At 61.8% G+C, this 21311-nt stretch carries 22 protein-coding genes; 12 read left to right on the top strand and 10 right to left on the bottom strand.

Annotated elements, in window-relative coordinates; all coding sequences use genetic code 11:
• Nucleotides 1-241: 241 nt before the first annotated feature.
• The 3 genes from LB569_RS06080 to LB569_RS06090 all read left to right on the top strand — a co-directional run bounded on the left by LB569_RS06080 (nucleotide 242) and on the right by LB569_RS06090 (nucleotide 3206).
• Nucleotides 242-703 (top strand): hypothetical protein, encoded by a 462-nt coding sequence (locus LB569_RS06080; RefSeq protein WP_224691519.1) that lies wholly within the window; start codon nucleotides 242-244, stop codon nucleotides 701-703.
• A 118-nt stretch (nucleotides 704-821) separates the two neighbouring features.
• Complete coding sequence (locus LB569_RS06085; protein WP_224691467.1) at nucleotides 822-1889, top strand: aldo/keto reductase; 1068 nt, start codon at nucleotides 822-824, stop codon at nucleotides 1887-1889.
• Between the two features lie 48 nt (nucleotides 1890-1937).
• Nucleotides 1938-3206, top strand: coding sequence for a cysteine desulfurase-like protein (locus LB569_RS06090; RefSeq protein ID WP_224691468.1), 1269 nt, complete (start codon nucleotides 1938-1940; stop codon nucleotides 3204-3206).
• Between the two features lie 15 nt (nucleotides 3207-3221).
• Here the strand turns inward: LB569_RS06090 and LB569_RS06095 are convergent, their stop codons facing one another.
• The 5 genes from LB569_RS06095 to LB569_RS06115 are packed head-to-tail and all read right to left on the bottom strand — an operon-like array spanning nucleotide 3222 to nucleotide 8735.
• Nucleotides 3222-4250, bottom strand: a complete 1029-nt coding sequence (locus tag LB569_RS06095) for a histone deacetylase family protein (RefSeq protein ID WP_224691469.1) — start codon at nucleotides 4248-4250, stop codon at nucleotides 3222-3224.
• Nucleotides 4247-4765 (bottom strand): GNAT family N-acetyltransferase, encoded by a 519-nt coding sequence (locus LB569_RS06100; protein WP_224534426.1) that lies wholly within the window; start codon nucleotides 4763-4765, stop codon nucleotides 4247-4249. The genes LB569_RS06095 and LB569_RS06100 overlap by 4 nt, the downstream gene beginning before the upstream one ends.
• 9 nt (nucleotides 4766-4774) lie before the next feature.
• Complete coding sequence (locus tag LB569_RS06105) at nucleotides 4775-5704, bottom strand: 3-keto-5-aminohexanoate cleavage protein (RefSeq protein WP_224691470.1); 930 nt, start codon at nucleotides 5702-5704, stop codon at nucleotides 4775-4777.
• A 3-nt stretch (nucleotides 5705-5707) separates the two neighbouring features.
• A complete protein-coding gene (locus LB569_RS06110; RefSeq protein ID WP_224691471.1) occupies nucleotides 5708-7093 on the bottom strand; it encodes an aspartate aminotransferase family protein in 1386 nt (461 codons plus the stop codon).
• Nucleotide 7094: 1 nt separating this feature from the next.
• On the bottom strand, nucleotides 7095-8735 hold the full coding sequence (locus LB569_RS06115) for a N,N-dimethylformamidase beta subunit family domain-containing protein (RefSeq protein ID WP_224691520.1): 1641 nt from the start codon (nucleotides 8733-8735) through the stop codon (nucleotides 7095-7097).
• A 154-nt stretch (nucleotides 8736-8889) separates the two neighbouring features.
• On the opposite strand from LB569_RS06115, the gene LB569_RS06120 reads away from it, so the two are divergent.
• From LB569_RS06120 to LB569_RS06130, 3 genes are all read left to right on the top strand, one after another.
• On the top strand, nucleotides 8890-9138 hold the full coding sequence (locus LB569_RS06120; RefSeq protein WP_140706673.1) for a ParB N-terminal domain-containing protein: 249 nt from the start codon (nucleotides 8890-8892) through the stop codon (nucleotides 9136-9138).
• A gap of 121 nt (nucleotides 9139-9259) precedes the next feature.
• Nucleotides 9260-9745 carry an SRPBCC family protein gene (locus LB569_RS06125; RefSeq protein WP_224691472.1) on the top strand — a complete coding sequence of 162 codons (486 nt, stop codon included), beginning with the start codon at nucleotides 9260-9262 and terminating at the stop codon, nucleotides 9743-9745.
• Between the two features lie 26 nt (nucleotides 9746-9771).
• Nucleotides 9772-10728: an alpha/beta fold hydrolase gene (locus LB569_RS06130; RefSeq protein WP_224691473.1), complete on the top strand. Its 957-nt coding sequence runs from the start codon at nucleotides 9772-9774 to the stop codon at nucleotides 10726-10728.
• A 60-nt stretch (nucleotides 10729-10788) separates the two neighbouring features.
• Here the strand turns inward: LB569_RS06130 and LB569_RS06135 are convergent, their stop codons facing one another.
• Entirely contained in the window at nucleotides 10789-11817 is a 1029-nt protein-coding gene (locus tag LB569_RS06135; RefSeq protein WP_224691474.1) for an isopenicillin N synthase family dioxygenase, read from the bottom strand.
• A 113-nt stretch (nucleotides 11818-11930) separates the two neighbouring features.
• Here LB569_RS06135 and LB569_RS06140 point away from each other — a divergent pair, with 113 nt between their 5' ends.
• From LB569_RS06140 to LB569_RS06160, 5 genes are all read left to right on the top strand, one after another.
• On the top strand, nucleotides 11931-12326 hold the full coding sequence (locus LB569_RS06140; RefSeq protein ID WP_224691475.1) for a GFA family protein: 396 nt from the start codon (nucleotides 11931-11933) through the stop codon (nucleotides 12324-12326).
• 150 nt (nucleotides 12327-12476) lie between these two features.
• A complete protein-coding gene (locus LB569_RS06145) occupies nucleotides 12477-12674 on the top strand; it encodes a hypothetical protein (protein WP_140706665.1) in 198 nt (65 codons plus the stop codon).
• Nucleotides 12675-12915: 241 nt separating this feature from the next.
• Nucleotides 12916-13788 carry an undecaprenyl-diphosphate phosphatase gene (locus LB569_RS06150; RefSeq protein ID WP_224691476.1) on the top strand — a complete coding sequence of 291 codons (873 nt, stop codon included), beginning with the start codon at nucleotides 12916-12918 and terminating at the stop codon, nucleotides 13786-13788.
• A 146-nt stretch (nucleotides 13789-13934) separates the two neighbouring features.
• Nucleotides 13935-14561, top strand: coding sequence for a transglutaminase-like cysteine peptidase (locus tag LB569_RS06155; RefSeq protein WP_224691477.1), 627 nt, complete (start codon nucleotides 13935-13937; stop codon nucleotides 14559-14561).
• Nucleotides 14562-14675: 114 nt separating this feature from the next.
• Entirely contained in the window at nucleotides 14676-15467 is a 792-nt protein-coding gene (locus LB569_RS06160; RefSeq protein WP_224691478.1) for a phosphodiester glycosidase family protein, read from the top strand.
• On the opposite strand, the gene LB569_RS06165 is transcribed toward LB569_RS06160, so the two are convergent.
• Nucleotides 15464-16099, bottom strand: a complete 636-nt coding sequence (locus tag LB569_RS06165; protein ID WP_224691479.1) for a DedA family protein — start codon at nucleotides 16097-16099, stop codon at nucleotides 15464-15466. The genes LB569_RS06160 and LB569_RS06165 overlap by 4 nt on opposite strands.
• A 24-nt stretch (nucleotides 16100-16123) precedes the next feature.
• Entirely contained in the window at nucleotides 16124-17083 is a 960-nt protein-coding gene (locus tag LB569_RS06170; RefSeq protein ID WP_411910232.1) for a DUF1402 family protein, read from the bottom strand.
• 247 nt (nucleotides 17084-17330) lie between these two features.
• Between LB569_RS06170 and LB569_RS06175 the strand changes: the two genes are divergently transcribed.
• Nucleotides 17331-18398, top strand: coding sequence for a GH25 family lysozyme (locus LB569_RS06175; protein WP_224691480.1), 1068 nt, complete (start codon nucleotides 17331-17333; stop codon nucleotides 18396-18398).
• Between the two features lie 832 nt (nucleotides 18399-19230).
• Here LB569_RS06175 and LB569_RS06185 read toward each other — a convergent pair.
• Entirely contained in the window at nucleotides 19231-19602 is a 372-nt protein-coding gene (locus LB569_RS06185; protein WP_224691521.1) for a VOC family protein, read from the bottom strand.
• An 18-nt stretch (nucleotides 19603-19620) separates the two neighbouring features.
• Complete coding sequence (locus LB569_RS06190; protein ID WP_224691481.1) at nucleotides 19621-21279, bottom strand: ATP-dependent nuclease; 1659 nt, start codon at nucleotides 21277-21279, stop codon at nucleotides 19621-19623.
• Nucleotides 21280-21311: the final 32 nt, after the last annotated feature.

The raw sequence follows: 21311 nt of genomic DNA on the forward strand, positions 1-21311 counted from the left end.
ATCGTAGGCTTCGATGCTGGCTCATGGCCAGTTTTTCCTCGCCACTCCTGGCGAATTTCCGGACTGCATGAAAATGCAGTCCGGCTTTTGCCCGCGGCTCGGCCAGCGACACTCTGCAACGGGCAAATTCTCAAGACCGGTGGCATTTATTTTTAACGAGCCGGTTCTATGTTCAGGCCTTGGACAGTCCGAGCACGGGGAGGCTGATATCGTTACCGGCGCCAAGCGGGATTTCGCCTCGCTGCTCGACGACCTTTTCGTCGCCTCCGACAAGGGCGACGGCATTGAGGGCGAAGAGACCGGCGCGCGCCCATCCATTCCGTTCGATTATCTCTCGGTCGCCGACGAACTCCATTCGGGCCGCATCAAGGTGTCCGCCGCCGATTATCGCGAAGCAGGCTCCGATCTGGCGGCCGAGTTCGCCGCCTTGCTCGACCATGCAAAGCTGGCCCTGGCCGGCGAAGAGCCGAAGCCGGAAGAAAAATTGCCGCCGATCGATCCTGAATCGATCGCGGTCGAACTGGGGCTGGATCCCTCCAAGAGCGTTGCAGATTTCGGTCGCATGCGGCGCAGCTTTGCTTTCACCAACCATCCAGACCGCGTTGCCCCGCATCTGCGCCAGCGCGCGATGATCCGCATGCAGGTTGCCAACATGCTGATCGACGAGGCCAAGCGCCGGGCCGTGGCCGCCGCACGCCGCTAATCGCGTCGGCTCACGCAAAAGTCGGCCAGGCGAGGCTTGGAGAGCGTCCCCGCTTTTCCTATAAGATGCCATTTCCTCCCCGCGCAGCCGCGCATGCTTTCCTCCGGAGCAGAATTCCATGCACAAACGCCGTCTCGGTCGGACCGATCTCCTTGTCACCCAGATTTGCCTTGGTTCGATGACCTGGGGCCAGCAGAACACCGAGGCCGAGGGTCATGTCCAGATGGACCTGGCCTTCTCGCGTGGCGTCAATTTCATCGACACCGCCGAACTCTATCCGATCCCGCCCAAGGAGGAGACGCAGGGGCGAACCGAAAAGATCATCGGCAGCTGGATGAAGGCCAATGGCAATCGCGACAAGGTCATCCTTGCCTCCAAGGTCGTCGGCCGCACCGCCAACCGCTGGTTTCGCGGCGACCGGCCCTCGCAATTGGTGCGGGCCGATATCCTTGACGCCATCGACAAGTCGCTGGCCAAGCTCGGCACCGACTATCTCGACCTTTATCAAATTCATTGGCCGGAGCGGGACATCCCCTGGGGCGCCAACCCGACGCGCGTCGGGGCGGTAGCGCGTCGTGCCGATTCTGTCGGCGCTCCGGCGGCCGAGACGCCGATCGCCGAGACGCTTGCGGTATTCGATGAATTGGTGAAGGCGGGAAAGATCCGCCATTTCGGTCTCTCCAACGAGAGTTCCTGGGGCACGATGCGTTACCTCGCCGAAGCGGACAAGGGCATCGGTCCCCGCGTTGCGTCGATCCAGAACGCCTACAATCTCGTCAACCGCACCTTCGAGGTGAACCTGGCCGAGGTTTGCGAGCGCGAAGGGGTATCGCTGCTTGCCTATTCTCCGCTGGCGCAGGGTTATCTGACCGGCAAGTACGATCACGGCGCCCGCCCGCAGGGCTCGCGCTCGCAGTTGTTCAACCGCGGTCAGCGTTATGAGACGCCCAATGCCGCCGAAGTGCTGCGCGAATACAATGAGCTGGCGCGCTCTTTCGGCCTGGAGCCGGCGCTGTTTGCCAATGCCTATGTCTCGAGCCGGCCCTTCGTGACCTCCAACATCGTCGGCGCGACAACCGTGTCGCAGCTGGAAATGGCGCTGTCCTCGGTGGATGTCGTCTGGACCGAAGAGATGCAAAAGGCAGTGGATGCCATTCACCAGAGGGTCGGCAATCCCTGCCCGTGACCGGGCCGGGAAGCGGAATTGTCGAACAGCAGCAAAGGGGTGGAGACAATGGTGGATTTTTCGATCGAGGCCGTGCGTGGAAAATTCCCCGCTCTCTCGCTGACCGACAAAGGACGCCGGCGTATCTATCTCGACAACCCCGCCGGCACGCAGGTGCCGCAGGCCGTGGCCGATGCCGTGTCGCGCTGCCTTCTGACGACCAACGCCAATCTCGGCGGCTATTTTGAAACGACGATCGCAGCGCAAGCTGTCGTCGACGAGGCGCACCAGGCGATGGCCGATTTCCTCGGCGCGGCAAGCCCCCAGGAAATCATCATCGGCGCCAACATGACGACGCTGACCTATCACATGTCGCGCACGCTCGGCCGCACGCTGAAGCCGGGCGACGAGATCATCCTCACCCGCATGGATCATGAGGGCAATGTGTCGCCCTGGCTGCAACTGGCCGAGGATCTCGGCCTCGTCGTGCGCTGGCTGCCATTCGACGAAAAGAGCTGGCAGGTCGAGGAGGTGACCCTGGCGGGTCTGTTGTCCAGCAAGACACGGCTGGTGGCGCTGAACTACGCCAGCAATCTCACCGGCTCGATCAATCGGGTCAAGTCGTTGACTCACCTGGCAAAAAAGGCCGGCGCGCTGGTCTATGTCGATGCCGTGCAATTCGCGCCGCATGGCCTGATCGACGTGCAGGAGCTCGGCTGCGATTTCCTGATCTGCTCGGCCTACAAATTCTTCGGTCCGCATATGGGCATTTTGTGGGGGCGCGGCGATGTCATTGAGGTTCTGAAAGCCTATAAATGCCGCTGTTCCTCGAACGGCCTGCCTGAGCGGTTCGAACTCGGCACGCCGCAGATCGAGTTGATGGCCGGGCTCACGGCGGCGGTCGGCTATTTTGCCGACATCGGTGCCTCGGCCGGCGAGGGCGGGCCGAGACGGCGCAGGATCGCCAAGGCGTTCGAAGTCTCCATCGCCTACGAAAACCCGCTGGCGCAAAGGCTGATCGATGGCCTCTCCGACATTTCAGGCCTGACGATCCATGGCATTACCGATCCGAAACGGCTCGGCGATCGTGTGCCGACGGTCTCCTTCACCGTGGACGGCATCGTGCCGGAGACGATCGTGCGGCAGATGAACGCCGAAAACATCTTCCTGTGGTCGGGCCACAACTATGCCTGGGAGATCGTCCACCAGCTCGGCATTCCGGCCGAGCAAGGCGTCGTGCGCATCGGTATCGCGCATTACAACACGGCGGCCGAGATCGACGAGACGCTGGAAAGCGTGCACCGGGCGATCGCCATGCTCAGGCAGCAACGATCCTGACGCGGGCTTGAACGCTCACCGTGCCTTGCCGCCAAAACCGGTGAGGAAGGCGGTGAGATTGTCGCCGAGTTCGTCGCAGAGATAGCCGCCTTCCTGGACGATGACCGTCGGCAGGCCGAGCCCGGCAATAGCTTCGCCGATGCGCGAGAAACCCGGCGTCGTCACCGAAAGCCCGCCGAACGGATCGCCTTCGAAAGCGTCGAGGCCGAGCGCCACGACCAGCGCATCGGGCGAGAAGGCGCGGATGCGCTGGAACGCCACGCCAAGCGCTTCCAGAAACGCCGCGTCGGCGGATTTGCGCGGCAGTGGCAGGTTGAAATTGTAGCCAAGGCCGGGGCCTTCGCCACGCTCGTCGGCATGGCCCCAGAAGAACGGATAGAAGCGAACCGGATCGGCATGCAGCGAGACGGTCAGCACATCGGATCGGGCGTAGAAAATGCCTTGCGTGCCGTTGCCGTGATGCAGGTCGACATCGAGGATCGCCACGCGCGCCGCCTGTTTACGCAGCACTTGCGTCGCGACGGCCGAATTGTTGATGAAGCAGAAGCCGCCGGCGACGTCGGCGAAGGCGTGGTGGCCGGGCGGGCGGCACAGCGCATAGGCGGCGGAAGCGCCCGCCATCACCGTCTCCGCTGCCTCGACGGCGCTCCAGGCGCTCCACAGCGCGCTTTGCCATGTTTCGCCGGAGATCGGGCACGCCGTATCGGCCATGTGGTAGCCGGCCTGACCGACAGCCGAGGCCGGATAGGAACCGCCGCGCGCGATCGGGTGGATGTTGGGGATGACCTCGGCGGAAGCGCCATCGATGCGCTGCCAGCGCTCGAAAATGTGTTCGAGGAAGTCGAGATATTCGGGCGTGTGCACGGCGGCAACTGGGCCAAGTCCATGATTTTGGGGCTTTTCGACGACGCAACCGGCAGATATTGCGCCGGCTAACAATCGCTCGACGCGTTCCGGTTTTTCAGGATTGGGTTGCGCGGCGCCGCTGGACAGAAACGCCTTGGGATCGTGGCGCTTCTGCTCCTGCGCATAAAAGGCTTTCATTGCGGCTCCCCATTTTCCGGTGCATCGGCGAAGGCGAAAAAGGCCTCGCCGATGATTTTCTGCGTCTGCTCGTAGCTCGACCAGGCAATGCCCAACCTCTCGTAAAAAGCCTTGGCGCCCTCATTGTCGGTGTCGACGGACAGCCTCAGATACACGCCGCCATCCCTGCGGCACTCCGCGGCCACGCGCCGCAACAGGCGTTCGCCGATCTTGCGGCCGCGAAACCGGTCTTCGACATACAGATCCTGCACATAGACGCCGGGCCGCCCCATCCAGGTCGAGAAGATCGGGAAATGCAGGCAAAGTCCGGCGAATTCGCCACCGACTTCGGCGACCAGGGTCGAGAAGGCGGGCTTTTCGCCAAAGCCGTAGCGGCGGAGATCGTCCGCCGTCGAGATGATCTCCTCGGGCGCGCCGATATGGCTGCCCAGCTTCAGGATCGCGGCGTGGATGGTTTCGACGTCATCGATGGTGCCGGGGCGGAGGAGGACATCATTGGAGGCTGGATTGGTCACGGTCTTGCCTCAGAAAGCCACCCGGTCGCCACCCTTGAGCGCCAGCATGTCGCGCGCTTCCGCCGGTGTGGCAACCTCCAGCGACAGCCCGTCGAGAATGCCACGGATGCGGCGCACCTGATCGGCGTTGGATTTCGCCAATTGGCGGCCATCGTAGAGGCTGTCCTCCAGCCCGACACGGACATTGCCGCCCATCGCGGCGGCGATCGAGATCAGCGGCATCTGGTTGCGCCCGGCGGCGAGCACCGAGAACTGATAGCTGTCGCCGAACAATTTGTCGGCGATGCGCTTCATGTGGATGAGATTGTCCGGGTCGGCGCCGATGCCGCCCAGGATACCCAGCACGAACTGGATGAACAGGGGGCCTGACACCAGCCCCCGGTCGCGGAAATGCGCCAGCGAATAGAGGTGGCCGACATCGTAGCATTCGAATTCGAAGCGCGTGCCGCAACCCTTGCCCAGCCGCTCGATCACGCCTTCCATGTCGGCGAAGGTGTTCTTGAAGATGGTGTCGCGCGTGGCTTCGAGCAGCTTCGGTTCCCATTCGTGTTGCCATTCCCTAGGCTTGTCGAGCATTGGGAAGAGCGCGAAATTCATCGAGCCCATGTTGAGCGAGCACATTTCCGGCTCCGCCCTGAGTGGTGCCGCCAGCCGCTGGTTGAGCGTCATCAAAGAGGAGCCGCCGGTGGTGATGTTGATCACCGCGTCGGTTGCCTGCTTGATGCGCGGCAGGAATTGCATGAACACTTCGGGATCGGCGGTCGGGCGGCCATCCCTGGGGTCGCGTGCATGAAGATGCAGGATCGAGGCGCCGGCTTCGGCCGCCGCGATCGCGTCGGCCGCGATCTGGTCCGGCGTCACCGGCAGATAGGACGACATGGATGGCGTGTGCACCGAACCAGTGACGGCGCAGGTGATGATGACTTTTCGCGGCGCCATTTTTTACCCCCGGCCTTCGATCGGCAGGTCTAATTCGCCGGCCAGGACTTCGAGCGAGTCGCCGATGATGGAGATGATCTCGCCGACCTGCTCGCTGGTGACGATCATCGGCGGCGCCACCATGAAATTGTCGCCGTCGACGCCGCCCTTGACCCTGCGGCCATAGATGATGAGCCCGCGCTCATAGGCGAGGTCGAGCAGGCGTTGCGTCGCTTTCTTGGGCTGGTCAATGGGCTTTAGCGTATCCGGATCGGCAACCATCTCGGCGCCGGTGAGCAAACCCTTGCCGCGCACGTCGGCGATGAACGGAAACCGTTTCGCAAGTGCCTTCAGCCCGTCCATCAGCACGTCGCCCATGGCGGCCGCATTGGCGATCAGGTCGAGCCGGTCCATTTCGCCGAGCACCGCCAGGCCGGCGGCGCAGGCAAGCGGATTGCCGGCATAGGTGTGGCCATGCTGGAAGCCGCCGGAAGCAAGCAGCGGCTCGACCAGCCGCATCGGTGCTGCCAGCGCGCCAAGCGGCGCGTAGCCCGATCCCAGCCCTTTCGACAGCGCGACGATGTCCGGCTTGCAGTTCCAGTGGTCGCCACCGAGGAATTTTCCGGTGCGGCCGGCGCCGCTCATCACTTCGTCATGGATCAAAAGGATGCCGTAGCGGTCGCAGATCTCGCGGATGCGCGCGTAATAGCTGTCGGGCGCCACCAGCGCGGCGGTTGCCGCGCCGCCGATCGGCTCCATGATGAAGGCGACGACGCTTTCGGGACCTTCGGCGAGGATCTTTTCCTCCAGCATGTCGGCATAACGGACGCCGCGCTGCTCCATCGAGAGATTGTCGCGGTCGCGCCAGGCGGTCGGTGCCGGCACGGTCGGCATCACCCGCATCATCGGCGTGAAACTCTCGGCGAGCGCATCGTCGCCGGTGATCGAAAGCGAACCCAGCGTGCCGCCATGATAGGAGGGAAAGCGGGTGATGACCTTCCAACGGCTGGCCTGGCCGGTGGCGACGGCCCATTGCCGGGCCAGCTTGATGCAGGATTCCGTCGCCTCCGAGCCGCCGGAGACGAAGAAGATGCGGTCCATGCCTTCCGGCAGCTTGCCGGCAAGTTCTCGCGCCAGTTCTTCCGCCGGTTCGTTCTCGAAATGCAGCCGGTAGGCGAAGGTGGCGCGGTCCATCTGCCGTTTCATGGCGTCGAGCACATTGCGGTTGGAATGGCCGATATTGGCGACCATCGGGCCGCTCGACCCGTCGATGAAACGGCGGCCGTCCTGTGTCCACATGTAGATGCCTTCGGCGCGATCGATCAGCGGCCGGCGCAGGCTTGAGAGGTAGAAAAGATGCGATTGGCGCCGGCTGTCGGCGTCATGAGGGGCGGTCTGGACTTTCGGCATGTCAGAACTTTCCGAGATAGCGATCGAGGACATTCTGGGTAACCCGTTCGACCATCGGGTCTTGTCTTAGCAGGCCGGCGACCCATTCGCAGCTTCCGGCGTGGAACACCTCGCCTTTGCCGCGCGGGAAATTGACGATCATGCCATTGCCGCGCTTGACCTTTTCGAGATTGGCGTCGCTTGCGTCGCCGAACAGCGTCTCGGCGGTGAAGCGGCCATCCTCGTCGGTGAGGAACTGGTCCTCGATCGGGATGTCGGCGCTTTCCTCGACCTGGGAGGCCATGCCGACGGCGAGAACTTGCAGCCCGTCGGGCGCGCCGCTGCCAGACGTAGGGTAGGGCAGGCCGCCACGGATCTCGAAATCGAGCCCATCGACCTCGTAACCGTAGATATGGCTGTCGGCGCCGAGCAGGTCGCCATAGTAGATGCCGGTTCCGGCAAAAGCCCAGTGCTCGGGCCGATAGACCGGAAAGCCGCGCACGCCGCGCGGCGCGCAGCCGCCCCAGCCTGCATAGACGCCGCGTGTGGCGTTGAGCCCGAAGGTGGCCGACCCCGGCCGGCCGATCTCCGGCGCTTCCCAGGAATTGGTGGCGCGCCTCACGTCGCCCGCCCGATAGACCGGGTCTTCGGCGCGGGCACGATATTTGTAGCAGACCTGCCGGCGGCCCTCGTCCTCCAACCGCGTCTGCCACATGAAATTGCCGGCGAAGCGCGCCGCGTGGCCGCCGCGCTCGACATAGTCGTCGACGGCGTCGCGCATTTCCCAGGTCCAGTATTCGTCATGGCCGACGAAGACCGCGCAGTCGTAGCCGTCGAGAATCTCAGGCGAGAAATGCAGGTCGTGCTGGCTGGCGAGGTCGACTTCGTAGCCGGCGCGTTCGGCAAAGCGGAAGAAGTGGCTGTCGTAGCTCGCCCAGCCCGACGAGGCGTATTTTTTCGAATGGCCGGTGGCGAGCGCCCATTCCATGTGCGGATAGCGCGGCACCGTCTTCGGCGGCACCGCGACCTCCAACGGCACGCGCGGCGCATCGCCGGGCAACACGACGAAGCCACGGCACCAGGGGCGCTGTGTCGATACGATGGGCGAGTACTGGTCGCGGTCTGGCCCGGTAATGCCCTGATAATGGTTGGAGCCGCCCCAGGTGTTGTAGGCAAGCCAGGTGCCCGTCGCCGCCACCTGAAGCAAACGGCCGGGCTTCCTGCCCGGCTCGGGCGAAACGATGAAAATATGGTGACTTTGGATCGGCTCACCGTCGCATCCGTCGGCGGTCAGCGTTATCCGATAGGCGCCGGACGTCCAGTCGCTTCCCACGCGGAACTCGAACGAGGCTCCCCAGCCGCAGCCTTCGGCCGAGCACTGGTCCGGACTGTCCTGCCAGCGCGATGCGATATCAGATTTCTCGAACACTTTCGTCGAGGTGCCGCCGTCGCGGACGATCGTCATGCCGAAGGACGGAGCGGTCGAACTGACATGCAGCGTCACCGTCTCGCCGGCGCGATATGAAAACCGGTCGCTGTAGCACCAGATCTCGCCGCGCTCCCCATCCATGCCTGGCCATTCGTAATAGTGGCCGCGCACGGCATGGCGGCGCTGCTCCGCCGTCAGTCCGAAATCGGGAAATTCGCTCGGAAGATTGATCATGCAGCCCTGGCCCATCGGAGGCGCCATTTCGACGATCCGCCCGCCAAGCGTCAAATGGAAACGATCATGCCAGCATTCGTTAGCCGAGCCCTTGGCCCTGCTGCACAAACCGACTATCTCAGAGGACGGCGGCGGTTCCGCCACGAGGATCGGCATGCTCAGGGTGCAAAAGGTCAAGGTCGACGACATCTACGTGCCCACCGCGCGCAAGAAGACACTGCACCCCGAGACCGTTCGGCATCTGGCCGAGGACATATTGGAGAACGGGTTGAAGACGCCGATCCAGGTCCGTCACGATGGCAAGCGCCATATCCTCGTTGAAGGCCTGCATCGGCTCGAAGCCGCAAAGTGGCTCGGCGAGACCGAGATCGACGCCTATCTGGTGCAAGCCAAGCGCCACTGACGCAGGCCCCGTTCGCGGTTTCTCCCAGCTTCCGTTTCCAGAATTTTTCGCGGGCGGTGTCGGTTTGCGTTGCGTGGGCTCGTCCTTGGGGCGGAAGCCAGATCAAACCAAGGAGACCGCCGTGGCCACCAAGCTCGACATCGCCCCCGCCGACGACCGCGAACTGGTTCTCGCACGCATCATCGATGCGCCGCGCGAGAGCGTCTATCGCTGCTGGACCGACCAGAACCTGATCACGCAATGGTTCTCGCCAAAGCCGTGGACGACACCGCGTGCCCAGATGGATGTGCGTACCGGCGGATCGACCCTTGTCGTCATGGCCGATCCGGACGGCAACGAGTACCCCAACCCCGGCATTTTCCTGGAAGTCATTCCCGGCGAGAAGATTGTCCTTACCGATGCCTATACAAAGGCGTGGGTGCCATCGGAAAAACCGTTCATGACAGTCGTACTGACCTTCGAGGACGAAGGCGAGGGCAGGACCCGTTACGTCGCGCGTGTCCAGCACTGGAGCGTCGCCGATCGGGAACAGCACGAGGCGATGGGTTTTGACGCGGGTTGGGGGCAGTGCACCGACCAGCTCGAAGATCTCGCCAAGACCCTCTGACATCGGCTGGCCAGGAGGAGATCGACATGTCCAAAACCCTGTTTTTCGCCATTCTTGCTTCGGTCGCGGCGTTTCTCGCTTGCCCGGGCACCATCAATGCAGAGGAGACAAACCACGCCATGACGACCGAAACGAAAACGCTGCCGAAGCCGCAAAAGTCCGGCCTGCTGCCGATCAACGGCGTGAATTACTATTACGCCGTCTATGGCAAGGGTGAGCCGTTGCTTCTGCTGCATGGCGGCCTCGGCTCCATCGATATGTTCGCGCCGATCCTGCCCAAGCTTACCGAAAACCGCACCGTCATCGGCATCGACCTGCAGGGGCATGGCCGCACCGCGCTGGGTGAGCGGCCATTCAGCCTGGAGGCGATCGGCGACGACATGGCTGGTATCGTCAAGGCGCTCGGCTACGACAAGGTCGACGTCATGGGCTATTCGCTGGGCGGCGGCGTTGCTTTCCGCATGGCGGTCCAGCATCCCGAGGCGGTGCGCCGGCTGGTCCTGGTCTCGACCGGCTATGCCGCCGACGGCTTCTATGACGAGATGCGCCCGCAGCAGGCTCAGGTGAGTGCCGCCGCCGCTCCGTTCATGAAAGACACGCCGATGTACAAATCCTACGTCGCGGTCGCGCCCCATCCCGACGAGTTCCCGAAACTGCTCGACGCGCTCGGCAATTTCATGCGCCAGGATTACGATTTCTCCGCCGATGTTCCCAAGCTGAAGATGCCGGTCATGCTCGCCTATGGCGACAGCGACATGTACAAGCCCGAGCACGAGATCAAGTTCTACCAGATGCTCGGCGGCGGGCTGAAAGATGCCGGCTGGATGCGCGAGAACCTGTCGCAGAACCGCCTGGCCATCCTGCCCAACCGCACCCACTACGACGTCTTCTTCGCTCCGGAACTGACGGCCGCCGCCCTGCCGTTCCTCGACGGCCAGACCAGGGTGAAAAGCTGGGACGAGGTGGTCGGCGAAGCCGAATGACCCCTGCCATCGCCGCCGGCGTCTCCGAGACGGCCAGCGTCTTGTCGAGGAAGCTCTTCCTTACGAAGCGATGGCGCGGCGTGGTTGTCTCAAATGCTTGATGCCGCTCATCTCGACGAAGTTCGTCGCCGACTCCCAGAGATAGTCGCCATAGAGAAACGGCTCGAAGGGTTCGGCGCCGCCTAATGGCAGGGGCGAGATCTCCGCGTCGACGCGCGGCTCGTAGAAGAACGGTATCGAGAATCGCACCGTTTTCGGCGCAATCACCCGGTGCCGCGTCGCCCGTACACGGCCGCAGGTCCACCGCTCAAGCAGCTGGCCGAAATTGACCGCCAGCGTGCCATTGGCTGGCGGCACGTCGATCCATTGGCCGGCAAGGGTCTTTGCCTGCAAGCCCTCGACGCCGTCTTGCGCCAGCAAGGTGACGAAGCCTGAATCGGCATGTTCGCGGCCGATGATGGTGCGCGTCTCGCCCTTGTGGATCACCGAAAACTCCGGCCCGCTTGTGTCGACCCCGGCATTGGCGTCGCGCAAGGGATAGCGGATCAGGCGCAGCGTCGAGATGCCACCAGCGAAATAGGCATCGAAGATTGTTTCAGGCAGGCCAAGCCCGCGTGCGATCGACCGCATCAGCATGGTGCCGACCGTCTCCATCGCGCGATAGTAGTCGGCCGCGGCGTTGCGCCAGCCGGGCAGGGCATTTTCGGCGGGCAATGGTGTCGGCTCGCACAAGGGATCGTCGGAAGCCGAGACTCGCGCCGCATCGGCAATGTCCGGCCCCATGTCGATGCCTTCCTTGTAGGAAACGGCTTGCGGCTGCAGCGGAAACCAGCCGCGGTAGAAATTCTTCTTCGTGTGATCGAAATTCCAGCGCAGCAATTCCTGCTTGCCGGCATCGGGAAGCTCGAAGATGCGCAGCAATCGCGCGCGCTTGTCCGGCGTCAGCCAGTCATCGCCGGGAAAATCCCGGACCGCCATGAAGCCGATGCCGGCGGCGGCGGCCATGACCCCAGCGTCGGCGCGGTCGCGGGCGGGAGAGGGCGGACCGAACAGGTCCGCAATGCCGATCGTTTCGATGTCCGATGTCATGACGGTCCTGCCACATCACGATAATCGATGACCTTGTATCAAAGCTTTTCAATTGACCCAATCGGCCTCGCCGCTACCCTTGCCGCCAATTCACTCCACCAACGGGTCAGGCGATGGCAAAATACGAGGGCGGATGCCTGTGCAAGGCGGTGCGCTACCGCACCGACGCCGATCCCATCAACGAGCGCATCTGTCACTGCCGGCTCTGCCAGAAGGCAATCGGCGCGGCCTTCAATGCGCGCGTTCTGTTCCGCATCGACGATGTGACGATCGAGGGCCCGTTGGCCACGGTCAACACCTCGCCCGATCTCAAGCGCGGGTTTTGCCCAAGTTGCGGGACGACGATGTTTTCGCGGCGCGATTCCGCCGGCATCATCGGCGTGACCACCGGTTCGCTGGACGACCCGTCGTTCTTCAGGCCACAGATGCATATGTGGACCGTCTCGAAACAGCCCTGGGTGATGCTTGACGACGGCCTACCGCAATATGAAGGCGCTCCGCCAGCCTAGCTCTCTCCTTCCCTTCAATGGGGAGGACGTGCCGCAGAATGACCAAAAATTAATCCAAAGAGACACGCGATAGCCGGCAAAGCGTCATTGGCGGGCCATCTTTGTCTCCCTATCTAAGCGTCGCGGGCCCGGCATTCGAGGAGACGACGGATGAACGACAGCATCAGCACCCTGGACGAGCTTTTGAGCGATCCGATGGTCCTGCTTGTGATGGAGCGCGACCGTGTGCGCCCGGAACAAGTGCGCATGCTGCTCGAGCGCGCCCGCCGGCCTTCCCTCGAGGAGCCGGTCGTCCCGCCGGCGCATGTCATCGCCAGAACCTGCCAAAAGCTGTGGCTGTGCCCCTGAAATAGCCTTGCGGTTTTTCCATGAAAACCACCAGCCGGCCTTTGGCCGGTTTGGGTGCGAGCGGGTGTCACGCGCATAGGCAGGGGGATTTGTCGCCGCTTGGGGCGGAACGATGTCCTTCGGGCGACCAGCTTACAAATCCGTAAATTGATTCTCGGCTGCATGGCGGTATGGCTTGCCCGGCACTGATCGCCTCCGATCATGCCTTCGCAAGTCCGATCTCTCCCGCATGGAACCCGACATGGCTGATATCTGCACGCAAGGCGTCGACACGGGCTTTGTCGGCCTTGGATTTGCCAAGGTCGCATTCCTCGGCCTCGTGCAAGGCATCACCGAGCTGCTGCCGATCTCCTCGACCGCCCATATGCGCATCGTGCCGGCCGTGCTCGGCTGGCAGGATCCGGGCTCCGCCTTCTCCGCCGCCATGCAGTTGGCGGCCCTTGCCGCCGTGGTCAGCTATTTCTGGGGCGATGTCAGGGATCTCCTGTTTGGATCGCTCGATGCCCTCACGCGGCGCGATTTTGCCGACCGGCATTTCCGTCTGGCTTACTGGATCGTGCTGGCGACAATTCCGATCGTCATTGCCGGCGTGGCGTTGTCGGGCGTCCTCAACGCCTGCAATTCGCCGCTGCGCAGCCTGAGCGTGATTGGCTGGGCCTGCATCGCCATGGCGGTTCTGCTGGCGCTGGCCGAGATTTTCGCCCGCCACAAGCGCACGATAGGCGAAGCGTCGCTCGCCGATGCGCTTCTTGTCGGTGTTGCCCAGGTCGGCGCACTGATCCCTGGCGTCTCACGCTCGGGCTCGACCTTGACGGCTGCCCTGGGGCTCGGCTTCAAGCGGGCCGAGGCTGCACGCTTCTCGTTCCTGCTCGGGCTGCCGGCCATTGCGCTCGCCGGCCTCAAGGAATTGTGGGAACTGCACAAGGTGCATCTCGGTGCCCATGGCTGGTCGGTTCTCGGCCTGGGGCTGCTCGTGGCCTCCATATCGGCCTTCTTCGCCATCTGGGGCCTGATGCGCGTGCTCGAACGTTTCTCCGCCTGGCCTTTCGTCATCTATCGTGGCGTGCTCGGGGTCGTCCTGCTGCTCGGCGTGGCAATGGGATGGCTTGCCTAAGCTGATCGGCCCGCTGGCGGGTGTTGCACGACGGCCACCGCGGAAGGGCATCACCTCGTGCCCGAAGATGTGATCGTACGCCTTCATTGACTTCCGCCAATGTCCGCCCTTAACGTTCTGTTAACAAAAACAGATGGCGGAGCCGCATGGCATCCTCGTTGGGTTTGCGCCGGAAGGCGAAGGGGCTGGGGCTGGCGATTGCCCTGATTGCTGTCTGTTCGGCGGTCAATTCCGCCTACGCGGCCCCCGCTTCCATGGTTGTCGGCGGCTCGACGTCCCAGCCGATCGGCCACTATGATTTTTGCAAGATCCACCTTGCAGAATGTTCGATCCGTTCGCCCGACAGCGTGCCTGAACGTCTGACCAGCAAACTGCTACACGAGATCTCCGCCGTGAATCTCTCGGTCAACACGCGCGTCAAGCCGATGAGCGACATGGACAATTACGGCAAGGAGGAATGGTGGGCCTATCCGGACAATGGCTTCGGCGACTGTGAGGATTACGCGCTGGAAAAGCGGCGCGAGCTCAACAGTCTGGGCATTGCCCTCGCCAATCTCCTGATGACGGTGGTTCGCAAGCCGGACGGCGAGGGCCATGCCGTGCTGACGGTGCGCACCGACAAGGGCGACTTCATCCTCGACAATCTTGTCGACAAGGTTCGTCTCTGGAACCAGACGCCGTATCGCTACCTGAAAAGACAGGCCAGCGACAACACCGGGCACTGGGTTTCCATTCTTGCCGGCGAGGAGAAGCTGGTCAGCGCCGTCAAATAGCCCTGGCCGGACGTCCGGACTGGTAATCCGCGCTTCCCCCGAGCAAATCCTTCATGGTGCCGGCAAGCGGTGCTATCCACGACAATTCGTTGGAACCGACGATCCGGAACGCGCATGGATTTCTTGACACTCCTGCATTCGGCGCCCTTGTTGCTGACTTTGCTCAAGGCCGCATTGCCGCACGCGGTCGCCACGACGTTGGCATTCGGCCAGTGGTTCGCTTCGGTCCCGCCGTGCCGTGATGTCGCCTTCGAAGCCGCCAGCTTTCTCGTCTGCGAGGTCGATCCGAAACTGTATTCGATCGAACTGTTCTGGAAAGACCAAGGCGGGAAGCCGTTTCAATCGCTGCACAATCTCGACAACGCTCAGCGCGCGGCCGGCCGTACCATGCTGTTTGCCATCAATGCGGGCATGTACCACCCCGACCTCAGGCCAGTCGGCCTCTATGTCGAACGCGGCCAGGAAATGGCTGGTGTCAAGACGGGTTCGGGCAGCGGCAATTTTTCGCTGCAGCCTAACGGCATTTTCTATATTGGCGGCGGCAAGGCCGCGGTCCGGGCGACCAGGGACTTCGTCAGGCAGCGGCCAGCCACCGACTATGCAACGCAATCGGGGCCGATGCTGGTGATCGACGGCGAGCTTCATCCGAAATTCCAGGCCGACGGCACCTCGCGCAAGAGCCGCGACGGCGTCGGGGTGCGCAAGGATGGCGTCGCGGTCTTTGCCATCTCGAACGGCACGGTGACATTCCACGCCTTCGCTCGCCTGTTTCGCGACGCGCTCGGCTGCGACAACGCACTCTTTCTCGACGGCACGATATCGAGCCTGCTCGCTCCGGCCATCGGCCGCAACGACGATTACTGGAATTTGGGGCCGATGATCGGCGTCTTCAGGAAGCGCGGCTAGACCAGGCCGTTCCGCCTGGTCCCGCGCAGTCTGACGAAAATCACGGCGACGATGATCGCCGCCACTATGGCCGCGATCACCGCCAGGCCGAACAGGCTGGTCGCGTCGAGTTCGGGCAGGCTGTCGGCCCCTTTCGCCACCAGCCATCCAGGCGACAGCACCACCGGCGCCCAGATGATCGCCGACAGGATGTTGGCGATCTGGAAGCGCCGCCGGTGCATGCCCATCATGCCGGCGACCAGCGGGATGGTGGCGCGCACGGGACCGAAGAAGCGGCCGACGAAAACCGCGGCGAAACCATAGCGATGGAAGAACAGGCGCGCTCGCGCCACCTCGCGCCGGTAGCGGTTGAGCGGCCATTTGTGCACGACACCGCGCCCGAGCCATCTGCCGAGAAAATACGAGATGGTGTCGCCCAGTGCCGCGCCGACCATCGCGGCGAGAAGAACGGGCAGGGGCTGGATGATGCCGGCGCCCACCAGGCCGCCGACGATGATCAGCACCGTGGTGCCGGGCAACAGGATGCCGACCAGCACCAGCGACTCGCCGAAGGCGAGCAATCCGACCACAAGGCCAGCCCAGGCCTGATGGTTCTCGATGAAACAAACGCTCTGGTCGATGAACGACTGCACGTAAGCCCCTTTTGAAAGTGTTCCTCAGCTGCCGCTGTCGAGCAGGCTCTTGAGATCGTCGAGCTTGTCGTTGACGAGCCAACCGTAATAATTCTCGACCGGCAGCTTGCGGCCCTTGGCGCTGGCAAGGGCGGCGGCCCGCTGACGCGGCTGGCCGACATTGTAGAGCGTCGCCGTGATGCCGGGATTGCCCGAGATGTCGAAGCCTTGTTCCTTGTAGGCGTCGATGGCGTCGCGCACGATCGCCGCGATGTAGACGATGCTGCGGTCCGGATCCATGACATCGCGGTAGATCGCCTGCGGATGATCCGGGGTCAGCCTGTCGTAGCCGCTCACTCTGTTGACGAGGTCGGTGACCTCGAGCGCGGTCAAGGGGCTGATCTGGCCGAGGCCGAATGTCTGGCCGGCGAAGAAAGGCTGGAAGAACGCCTGCTGGAAGGTCATCGCGTCATAGGTGACGCCGTCGACCGTCTTGCCGCGGAAATGCTCGACCCAGACCCTGTCGCGGCAACTCCACAGGGTCGCACTGTCCCCAGCCTGGCCGCAAGCCGCGAATTCCGGACGCTGGACAAAGGTCTGCACCGGCACGCCCTTGTAGCGGAAAGCGAAGTCGAGGCCGGAATAGGACAGCGCCTTGACATAATAGGTCTGTACCGAGCCGACGGCGGTGACGTTGTAAGTATGCTCGCCGACCAGCGCGCCGACGATGTGGATGGGATCGATGTCGTAGGCCGCCGCCACCTGCTTGATGTGCGCCACGAGCTTCTTCTCGCGCTTCAGCAGCGCGACGACCTTTTCGTATTTCTCGTCATAGGTGGTCTTGAAGGCGCGCGTTCGCGTGGCCGATGCTTCCGGAATGGCCGGCTGTGTCGCGGAACGGTTTCCGGGCGGAACGACGACCAGGCCGCTCGCATGCGCTGCCAGCATCGAAAAAGCTTCACCGCCCGAAGCGACGAGCAGGAGGACCAGGAGAAGTCGCTGCAACGCGGTCATCGGGCGCCTTTCTAGGAGTTTCGGGAACACCGGCGCGAGGCGCCGCAAACCCGTCTCAACAGCCACATCATGGCGCTGTCAAGGCTTGGCCGGACCTACGATGGCGGCTGTCGGAAAGGGGGCAACAGCTATGGTAAAAAACTTGATTCAAACTTTATTGGTAATTTCTCGTTCATAACTGATCTGGTTGTCCGTCGGCCGTCGCCTTCGGTCTGTTGTGTTTCGAGTACAGGTCCAGATGCGGTTACCAGGCGTCATCAGTTTCGTGATCGCATCGCTATGCCTCGCCGGCTGTTCGTCGACATCGGGCATGGATGCGATCGACCTGCAGAAGCCGTCCAACGAAACGACCAGCTCGGTGGTGCGGCCAAGCGCGCCGATCGCGTCCGTTGCCATGGCCAAGGCAAGCAATACGCGCAAGCCGGTCGAGATTGCTCCCGAGGACGACACCGTCCGGCCCTTCGGCTTGGCCGAGGAAGAGACGGTGGCGTTTCCTGCGCCCGAATTGCCCGACGCCGTCGAACCGCCGGTTCAGGAGGCCGCTTTGGTGTCGCCGCCCAGGCTGTTGTCGCGGGCGGCACCGCCCATGCTGGCTGGCCCGGTCACGCGCTACGGCTTCCGCGATGCCAAACCGATCGATTTCGGCCGCTCGTCGCCCCGTCACCTTGCCGTGCACGGTGTCGACGTGTCGCGCTGGCAAGGCAACGTCGACTGGGAGAAGCTGCGCGCCCAGGGCGCTAACTTCGCCTACATCAAGGCGACGGACGGCGGTGACCACCTCGATCCGCTGTTCATGAAAAATTGGCGCAATGCCGACGCGGCTGGCTTGAAGCGCGGCGCTTACCATTTCTTCTACTGGTGCCGTGTCGCCAGCGAGCAGGCCGACTGGTTCATCCGCAACGTGCCGAAGGTCGACGGCGCGCTGCCGCCGGTGATCGACGTCGAGTGGAACGGCGATTCCTCCTGCAAGCGGCGCCCGTCGCGCGAAAAGGTGCTGGAGAAGATGCAGGTGTTCATGGACAAGCTGGAGCGCCATTACGGCCAGCGGCCCATCATCTACACGGCGCCCGATTTCTACCGCGACAATTTGCAGGGCGCCTTCCCGGATTACCCGTTCTGGCTGCGCGCCGTGGCCAGGCACCCGTCGAAAGTATATCCGGGCCGCAAGTGGCTGTTCTGGCAGTATTCCGGCTCCGGCCTGTCGCATGGCGTGACCGGCCGCATCGATCTCAACGTCTTCCATGGCGACGAGCGGCAGTGGCGGGCCTGGGCCGGCGGGGGGCAGATGGTGGCGGACGCGGATTAGGTCCGTCCAGTGATCCCAGGCGCTCATGGCTGGCGCGCTGCGCCACGCCACGATCTCACCGCCGGCGGTCGAGCCGGCCTCCCTTAAAAGTCCGGCAGGACGAAGACAATTCGATATGCGCTCAACTCGCTGGCGCCGCGGAACGATCCGGCGCTGCATTGGTTGATCGACCAGGGACGTCTGGCGGCTATAGGCGGACGTTCTCCGAAAAATCAGGCGAATGACCAAACCGCACGTACTGTCCATCCGGAAGGAAGAGGACCTCGCTGCGGCGAAGCCAGTCTCCGAGCGATCAAGGCGACTAAACCTATGGGCACATACGACCATGCCGCTTGAGTGCAAAGGACTTTCCCGTCAGGCAGCGCTGGCCGCAGCACTCAGGAGCCTGCAATGACCAATCCAGACCCGAACAATCCCGAACCGATGCCGGGCGATCCCAATCCCGAGCCTGCCCGGCCCCCAACTCCGCCAGAAAACCCGCCCGGAGAACCACCGGGCGTTCCTCCGCCTTCACCTGATCCCATCCCGGGACCAGGAAGGGGACCTCCTGATATTCCGTCGGACGTGCCGCCTGAGATCCCGCCGGAGCAGCCGACATTTCCCAGCCCGACGGCAGCAGAGCTCCGCGTGTGGCGGAGGCATTAGCTGCTTCCTTCGATCATGCGGACGACTTGCTCGATGTCCAGCGGCTCGATGCCGAGTTCCGGTGGCCGCGAAGCGGTCGAATGAGGGGTGTTCCAGAAAACACCGGCGCCTCAATCCTTCCAGCACCCCTCATTCGGCTCGGCGCGTCGCGCCGATCCACCTCCCAAAGGGGAGGAGAGGGCGCACGTCACACCTCGTTGATCATCGCCTCGATGTTGTAGCCGTCGGGGTCGAGCACGAAGCTGGCGTAGTAATTCTGCGCATAATCCGGACGCGGACCCGGCGCGCCATTGTCCGCCGCACCCGCATCGAGCGCCGCTTGATAGAACGCATCGACCTCCGCCTGGCTGCTCACTCGGAAGGCAACGTGCAGACGGGTGAGCGGCGGCTTCTCGCCCGTGTGCTGGATTTCGAACAGGCAGCCCTTGCCGACATCGCAGGCCCAGAACACGCCCTCCTTGCCGAAGGAGAGGCCATAGCCCAACGGCGCAAAAGCCTTCTCGTAGAAGAGCTTGCTCCTCTCAAGGTCGCTCACTTCGATGGTGATGTGGTCGATCATAGAGACTTTGAGCATCAGTTACCGAGCAGCCCGGATTCTGGTCACCAGTTCCGTCACCATCTTCTTCAAATCCAACGGCCATTCATCCGACTTTATAGCGACGGCTTTCCGCGCAAAATCTGCCTTATTCACCTTTTCTGGATTCAAGATCTGCTCCCGCTTGTCTTCTTGAACGGTCACCCCCATAACATCCGCAGCGACTGATTCAATTACTTGACGCGGGAGGTAGTTCTCAATTTCTCTGCCTTCGGTTATCCAACACAATCCGCCCTCCCGCTCGACCTCAAGTTTCACGCGGGACTTTGTGGCGTTCAAGTTAGGGCGGTCTGGCTTTCGATCACTGTCGATGACCACTGCAAAAGATCGCGAAACGGTAACCGCCTTAACCAGGTCAGATTCGATGTCTTCGAAAGAGTGGTGGCTTAATATCTTTCCGCCATAAAATAGTATTGTGTAATCTATTCCCTCGGTGAGGCTATCATCTACTCGCTTTATCCAGTTGTTTAAGTATATCCTATCGGATGGGCCTTCTACCCATATGGCAAATTTTGTTTGCAGAAGCTCACTTGGAGAGTGCCCCAAATCGCGTACAGCGCGGAATTTTTGTGCGTTGGTCTGTATGGTTCGGCCTTCGGTTTTTCCTTGGTCCTGAGAAATCTGCACAATGTCAGCGTCAACTGAATCAAGGATAGCGGCAGAATGAGTGGCTATTACGAATTGAGCGTCTACGCTTTCATTTAGATACTTCATAATCCTTTTTTGAGCCAATGGGTGCAGGTGCAGTTCTGGCTCGTCGATCAGAACGGTCTTGTTCGGAAAGCCGATCGAGACAAGGCCGATCATCAGAAGCTGTTCGATTCCAGTACCGAGACTTTCGAGAGGTCTTGTCTCTCCGTTTATTTTGACGAACAAGGTGCTATTGTCTCTAGGAACGCTCACCTCTACCGAGGGCTTGTCGATCACAAATGAAATAAAGTCGCAAATGTGTTTGAGCTGGCCGCTGTATGTTTCCAGGTTCTCATATGCAGGCCGATCCAGTTCGGCGAATCTATTTATAACCGTGCCGAACGCTACTGTTTCGCCGGGAAAAGAAGATTTGACAAACTGCGGCGGCTCTTGGCCAGCTTGCGTTATGAACCGCAGATTCGGCAGGTAAGTTGTTCCTAAAAGCTTGTCATATATCGACAGCTTAGTCAGAAAGGTAGATTTGTTTGACTCAATAGATGAGGCTGATCCAAAATCATGCAAAAAATACCCTGAGAAGTATTCATCGGTAAATATCTTAAACAATTCATCGTTGTTATCGATTTCAGGGGAAAACCTGCCTTTTGATATCTTGTATTTCATTTTGACCTTTTTGAGGTCGTCAAACGATAAATATCTGCTGGCGTTCACTAATCCGGATAATTTTTGCCGGATGTATTTCCCGTCTACAGTAACGGATAATGAGATATCTTTGTCGTTATAGGGAAAGTCGTAGGTGTCATCTAGGGATGCTTCGGCGCGATTAAACAGAACCGCGAGAAAACGAAGTACGTTCGATTTTCCAACGTTGTTCGGCCCTACTACGAACGTAATTTTCTTAGAAAAAGGAATTTCGATCGCAGCGGCGATCGATCTGAAGTTCGAAAATGTTATCGGATACGGAAATATCATGTTTACAAACGAATAGGGCATCTTCGATGCCCTATTCGCCTATCCTATCAATC

Origin of the sequence: Mesorhizobium sp. BH1-1-4 (assembly GCF_020165665.1) — a bacterium.
Lineage (GTDB): Bacteria > Pseudomonadota > Alphaproteobacteria > Rhizobiales > Rhizobiaceae > Mesorhizobium.